A 5,872-nucleotide genomic window follows, 5' to 3' on the forward strand; every position below is an offset into this window, starting at 1 on the left:
TCCATCGAAAGCATGGACAGCCTCTATCCGGACACCAACGCCAACCTGCCTGGCACCATCCAGTGATCAGCTACACCACCACAAGGGACATGACCAATACGTCGCCGACAAGCTCGGTGAGAGTGATGGCGTCCTCATCGTCGACGACACCGGGTTCATCAAGAAAGGCACCACCTCCGCAGGGGTCCAACGCCAATACTCCGGAACTGCCGGCCGCACCGAGAACTGCCAGATCGGCGTCTTCGCCGCCTATGCGAGGCCCGGGGCCGGGCCCTGGTCGACCGCGAGCTCTACTTGCCCAAGACCTGGACCGAGGACCGCGAACGGTGCCGCGCGGTCAAAGTCCCCGACGAGCGGGAGTTCGCCACCAAGGGCCAGCTGGCCCGGCGCATCGTTCTGCGATGCCTCGCCTCGCCACTGCCTGTCGCCTGGGTCACCGCGGACGCCGCCTACGGACAGGAGAGCCGCTTGCGCCGGATGCTGGAGTAGTCCGGCGTCGGCTACGTGCTGGCCGTGCCCAAGTCCCAGTCCACCGTGGGCTGCCCTCGCATCGACGGCCTGTTCGCGCAGGCCCCGGCCGAAGCCTGGGAGAAGATCTCGTGCGGTGACGGCGCGAAGGGCCCTCGCCTCTACCACTGGGCGGCGGTGCGGTTGCCGGCCGTCGCCGAGTTCGACTACCAGGGCGAGGTCCCCACCGGATGCGGTGGGCTCTGGCCCGCCGCAGCATCCGCAAGCCCGACGAGACCGCCTACTACCTCGCTTACGCCCCTTTGGCGACCACCGTCCAGGAGCTGGTGCGGATCGCCGGATCACGCTGGGCGATCGAGGAATGCTTCCAGGCCGCGAAGAACGAGTGCGGCCTGGACGAGTACGAAGTCCGCCGCTACGTGGGCTGGTACCGGCACATCACTCTGTCCATGCTCGCGCACGCCTTCCTGACCGCCACGGCACAGCAGGCCTGGGACAAGGGGGTGGCACCGGTGAGACAGCCGGGGCAATCGAGTTCACAGTGGCGGAGGTTTGGCGACTCCTGGCAGCTTGTTGCCCTCGACCCCCGCACCTTCGTGGCAACCGAGGACGACACCACGCGCTGAGCTGGTCGAGCTGGCGCCGACGACGCCAAGCAGTCGCCCGCCGCTGCCATTACCAGCGACGCTGTCGCACGGTCGAGGGGCGGCCCGTCGAAGACCGCCCCTGACCGCCCTGCCGCCCACTACACTCCAGCCGCCCAACGAAACCCGCAGGCCAGACAGCAAAATCCTGCTGGTGAACCGTTCCGGGTTCGGTAGAGACTCTAGATCTTGACTCTGACCTGGGGGTTCGTGGTTTCGCGGTAGTAGTTGGTCTCGTATTCGACGGGCGGGATGTGCCCTAATGGCCACCGCCGAGTGGGTCGACTGGTACTGCCACCGTCGACTGCACGGTGAAATTTCCGCTATCGGCCTGTTCAAGACCGAGCTGATCAAACCCCGCCGCCCATGGAAGACGCTCTCGGAGGTCGAGCTTCAGGTCACGTCCGTCCGGCGGCAGCGCTTGCTGCGTGCCCGGCCGGGCCGTCGACAGATCAACGCCAGGACACCCGCGGGGTCAGTCGTAAGCAAGAGTCAGACCGCCTCGGCCGGGGCTACCCGATCCTTGCGGGATCCGGTGCGAAAAGACTGACAGTCGTAAGCGTCGCCGACCGATCCGATCGACGCGGCGATCCCTGCCAGGTCCAGGTGCTCGGCCAGCGCGAACGACGTGTATTGCGACCCGGCATCGGAGTGATGAATCAACTCGCCTTTTCTATAGGGAAATTGATCCCGTTCACGCTGCCAGAGTGCCATCTCGAGGGCGTCCAGGACGAGCCTGGTCTCCTTCGATGTGGCTGCTGACCAGCCGACGATGCGGCGGGAGAAGGTGTCCACGATGAAGGCGACGTAGACGACGCCGGCGAACGTGGCGACGTGGGTGAAGTCGGCGACCCAGCAGCGGTTCGGGGCCGGGGCGACGAAGTCACGGTCCACGAGGTCCGGGGCCCGGTCCGCGCTCGCGTCGGGGATCGTGGTGATCACCTTCTTGCCGCGGACTGCACCGGTGATGCCGAGCTCACGCATGAGGCGCTCGACGGTGCAGCGGGCCACGTCAACCTTCTGGCGGTTCAGCAGCCGCCAGATTTTCCGAGCGCCATAGACGCGGTAATTGGCCTCGTATGCCTTTGTGATCAGGGCCTTCAGCTCGGCATCGCGGACGGTGCGGGCCGAGGGTGTCTGGTGGCGCTTGTGGTGGGCGTAGTAGGTGGACGGGGCGATCTTGCAGTCGTGGTCGGTCAGGACCCGGCAGATCGGCTCGACTCCGCCGAAGCGGTCCCGGTGCTCGTCGATGAACGCTACGAGCGTGAGTGTGGCCGGTCGAGCTCGGCCGCGAAGAAACTTGCCGCGGCCTTCAGGATCTCGTTCGCCCGCTTCAGCTCGGCGTTCTCCTTCTTCAGCCGCTTCAGCTCGGCTGACTCCTCCGTCGTCGCGACCGGCCGGGTTCCAGCGTCGATCTGGTCCTGCCGCACCCACTTGCGCAGAGTCTCGGTCGTGCCGATGCCCAGCTTCTGGGCGACCGCTTTCATCGCGGCCCACTCGGTGTCGTAGTCGGGCCGCACCTCGGCAACCATCCGCACCGCACGACGGCGCAGCTCAAGCGGGTACTGGGAAGGACGTGCCATAACTCGATCCTCTCAAACGATCGAGTCCCTACCGAACCCGGAACGGTTCAGAGATCCGGTGAACGTTGATGAGGGTTGGGCGGTGGACCACCCCACGAGACGTGACCTGAGCGCCGGTGACCTTCCCGTTCCGTACTGGTTGAAAGGTCATGCGAAAGACGATCTACGCACTGACGGCGGCGGCCCTGGAGTTCGCCGCCGCGCCCGCGCACGCCAACGCCAAGGCCAGTGACGGCAAGGTGGGACTGGCCGTCTACGGCAAGGGCCTGCGCGTCGATGGCGTGGGCGCCCACATGGAAGGCCACGGGACCGGCGTCCGCGCCCGCCTGAAGGGGTACCGCTCCGAGCTGACCGGGTGGAAGGACGCCACCCCGGTCACGGCGGCCATGACGAAGTTGTCCACGGTCGGGTGGAAGTGGAAGGGCGGGAAGAAGTTCGCCCACGGCACGAAGCTGTGCGTGGAGTTCAACGTCGTGCATGGGGAGCCGTGCGCGGTGATCCACCAGTAGCCGGTTTCGGCTCAATGGCTCCCGCGGCATCGCCACCAGATACGAGAAGACCGCTACCCCCTACGAAGCGGCGGTCACACCCGCGGCGCAGCCACGTACGACACCCCCTACCCGCAGGCTTTTGCCGAGCTTGCCGACAGATACCGCGGCCGGGCCCTCGCCGAGGTCCAGCCGCTCCTTCGGCGAGCCGCCGACTACGCGCTGCTCGGCTTCACGGGGGCGGACCTGTGCGAACAGGCCACGGCGGTCAGTTCGGGCGAGCCATACCTCCTGCGCGTCCCCGTCATGCACCGCCGATCTGACCAGCCCCTACGCCCCGACAACCTGATATCGAAAAAATGTTCCCTATGCTCGGCGGCGGGTTACTGTCCGCTCACACAGATCCCTCCAGGGGTGTCGGGTGAGGCGTCATTTCGTCGGCCAAAAGTTGCTCTAACCGATTGACCGTCCGACGCCCCGGGCCGACCTCTCAGTTGTTGTCACGCGGTGGTGTCGGTAGCCCGGGCGCCGGCTCCCGTGGGATTCCTGGTCGGTCTCTCGGCAGCAGCACTCGCAGTCCACGTGGCCGGACCTCGCACGTGACGGGAAGAAGCAGCGTCACGAGTTCACCATCGATCCCCGCGTGCAGTTGCCGCCCCCCGCCGTGCAACGTGATGCTGGCCGCTGTCCAGGTGATGGCTGGGTCGCCTGCCGTACCCGGACCTGGATGCCGCCGCAGCAGCTCACTGCGAAGGTGCCGGAGGATGTCCGGTGGTGTCTCGGTCGGGCGCTTGAGCACGATGCCGCCGAGCAGTCCTGAGGTGAGCGTGAAGCGGCGCCCCAGATAGCGCGGTGTGGCGAGGTGGTACGGGTTGTTGGAGACCAGCACCACTTGCGGGGACCGGACGGTTCCCCGCGGGGTTTCCACGTCGGCCTCGACGCATTGCCTTCCCTTGAGGTAGTCGGGTGCGACGGAAGCGAAGGTGCGCGCCTTGTCCTCCCGGTACCCGGTTTCCAGCAGGGCGTCGGCGTAGAGGCCGAAAGAGACGTTGTTGACGAAGACGTGCGGGCCGATCGAGCCGAGGTCCACCCGTGTGGGTACGCCGTCGATCAGGGCGCTGAGCGAGGACACAGGGTCGCGGATGTCGAGGCCGAGATCCCGGGCGAAGTGGTTGCGCGTGCCCGCGGGGACCACCAGCAACGGCCGATCCGTGTCGGCGGCCACCGCGGCCACGGCCGATACCGTTCCATCGCCTCCCGCGACTCCCAGTACCTCAGCCCCTTCCTGGACCGCGAGACTGGCGAGCGACGCCGCGTCGTGCTCGGCACTGGTCGACCAAACCTGCGCACCCATCCCCTCAGCCCGGTTGATCAAGTCGAAACGGGCAGTTTTTCCTCCACCCGAGCGGGGATTCGTCACGACCACTATCCGCTCACGCGCCTCAGTTCCAGCCATCACCGCACCCACTTCTGCCGCCCAGCCCGGCCGCGGCCCGGCCGATTGGACCCCATACGACCAGGCTGGCATACCAGGGTTCCCTTCGCTGGTCGGGAACGACCGCCCAGCGCCTCAGAGGCTGCGGAGGCGTGCTGCATGAAGCCCATGGTGCGGGTCCGTGCGCTGCGTCTGGAACTGCAGCGATCAAGCGGCCGCCGACGCTCCACGACGGCTGGACATCGCCGAGCCGCCCGAGAGCAGCTGCTTCCCGAGTTGCTGTGATCAGGCGAGGCCCGGGCGGAGCGGCCGTTGCCTTTCCCCACAGCTTCCACGCGGGCGCGTGCGGGATGGTTTCCACGCCGCCGATGGCCGTGTCCAGCGCGAAGCCGAACATCATGTCGAGACGGCCGCTGAGGGCGTGGCCGCCTGTTCCCCGCCTAGCTAGGGCGACGGGCCGCTGGACGGGGAGAAATCTCGGTCGCGGAGAGGGTTGCACCGGAGGGCGGCTGAACCGTTGCCTGGACGGTTGCCTTCAGCGGGGGACCGCAGGTGTGAACCCCTTAAACCGACAACCGCCCTTTTGCCCAGGTCAGCCCCCGTGGGCAAGCCCCTTCCGTAAAGCGACCCCTCTAATTCGTATAATTCGTAAGCAATTAGCCTCGCCGTTTCGGTTGGGTACGGCAGTTGGTGAGGCGGAAACGCGAAAGTGTCTTCCTGAGCTGGAACGATGAACCTTGCTGAGGGGTTCTGTCGGTCCAAGCGGAGGGCACTTTCTCCGTGCGGGCTATCGGGCTGCGTCTCAAGGTTCATGTCAGTGCCGATGGTTCGGGGGTGGTCGGGCATGGCGGGGCACGGTTGCTGGCGGATCTCGCTGATGCCTCCGGGCTGACCGCCGCGTACTCCGCCGCTCTCAGGCCGCTTCGGCCGCGCGGGTCCGGACACGATCCGGGAGGGATCGCCACCGACCTGGCGGTGATGCTCGCCGATGGAGGCGAGGCCATCGCGGACCTGGCAGTACTGCGCGACCAGGCGAGGTGTTCGGCCCCGTCGCCTCGACAGCGACGGCCTGGCGACTGCTCGCCGACACCGACGAGAGGACACTGACCGCTCTGCGCTCGGCCCGTGCCCAGGCCCGGGAAGTCGCCTGGCTGCAAGCCGACTTCGACAGCCCCGTGCGAGCGGCCATCGAAGCCCGTGACCAGGGGGTGTCCCGGCCCGGAGTGGACTCCAGCGTCGCCACGATCACGTCCT

Annotated in this window: 4 protein-coding genes and 2 pseudogenes; 3 read left to right on the forward strand and 3 right to left on the reverse strand. The window is 67.0% G+C overall.

Features of this window, described 5'->3' with window-relative positions:
• Positions 1 to 97: 97 nt before the first annotated feature.
• Positions 98 to 959, forward strand: a pseudogene (locus ACFWB8_RS36560) (IS701 family transposase); the annotation flags it as partial.
• A gap of 645 nt (positions 960 to 1,604) precedes the next feature.
• Here the strand turns inward: ACFWB8_RS36560 and ACFWB8_RS36565 are convergent.
• Both ACFWB8_RS36565 and ACFWB8_RS36570 read right to left on the reverse strand, forming a co-directional pair.
• Complete coding sequence (locus tag ACFWB8_RS36565) at positions 1,605 to 2,363, reverse strand: IS3 family transposase (protein WP_385237494.1); 759 nt, start codon at positions 2,361 to 2,363, stop codon at positions 1,605 to 1,607.
• A 5-nt stretch (positions 2,364 to 2,368) separates the two neighbouring features.
• Positions 2,369 to 2,695: a transposase gene (locus tag ACFWB8_RS36570; RefSeq protein ID WP_385237485.1), complete on the reverse strand. Its 327-nt coding sequence runs from the start codon at positions 2,693 to 2,695 to the stop codon at positions 2,369 to 2,371.
• Positions 2,696 to 2,844: 149 nt separating this feature from the next.
• On the opposite strand from ACFWB8_RS36570, the gene ACFWB8_RS36575 reads away from it, so the two are divergent.
• Positions 2,845 to 3,204 carry a hypothetical protein gene (locus ACFWB8_RS36575; RefSeq protein WP_385237488.1) on the forward strand — a complete coding sequence of 120 codons (360 nt, stop codon included), beginning with the start codon at positions 2,845 to 2,847 and terminating at the stop codon, positions 3,202 to 3,204.
• 469 nt (positions 3,205 to 3,673) lie between these two features.
• On the opposite strand, the gene ACFWB8_RS36580 is transcribed toward ACFWB8_RS36575, so the two are convergent.
• Positions 3,674 to 4,603, reverse strand: a complete 930-nt coding sequence (locus ACFWB8_RS36580) for a diacylglycerol/lipid kinase family protein (RefSeq protein WP_385237491.1) — start codon at positions 4,601 to 4,603, stop codon at positions 3,674 to 3,676.
• A 765-nt stretch (positions 4,604 to 5,368) separates the two neighbouring features.
• Between ACFWB8_RS36580 and ACFWB8_RS36585 the strand changes: the two are divergent.
• Positions 5,369 to 5,775: pseudogene (locus ACFWB8_RS36585) on the forward strand (transposase); the annotation flags it as partial.
• Positions 5,776 to 5,872 lie beyond the last annotated feature (97 nt).

Origin of the sequence: Streptomyces sp. NPDC060031 (assembly GCF_042736805.1) — a bacterium.
GTDB lineage: Bacteria > Actinomycetota > Actinomycetes > Streptomycetales > Streptomycetaceae > Streptomyces.

What these genes read in the sequence shown, in the direction of transcription:
- ACFWB8_RS36570 (WP_385237485.1), bottom strand. Translation starts at nt 2,695, where the DNA reads ATGGCACGTCCTTCCCAGTACCCGCTTGAGCTGCGCCGTCGTGCGGTG.
- ACFWB8_RS36575 (WP_385237488.1), top strand. Translation starts at nt 2,845, where the DNA reads ATGCGAAAGACGATCTACGCACTGACGGCGGCGGCCCTGGAGTTCGCC.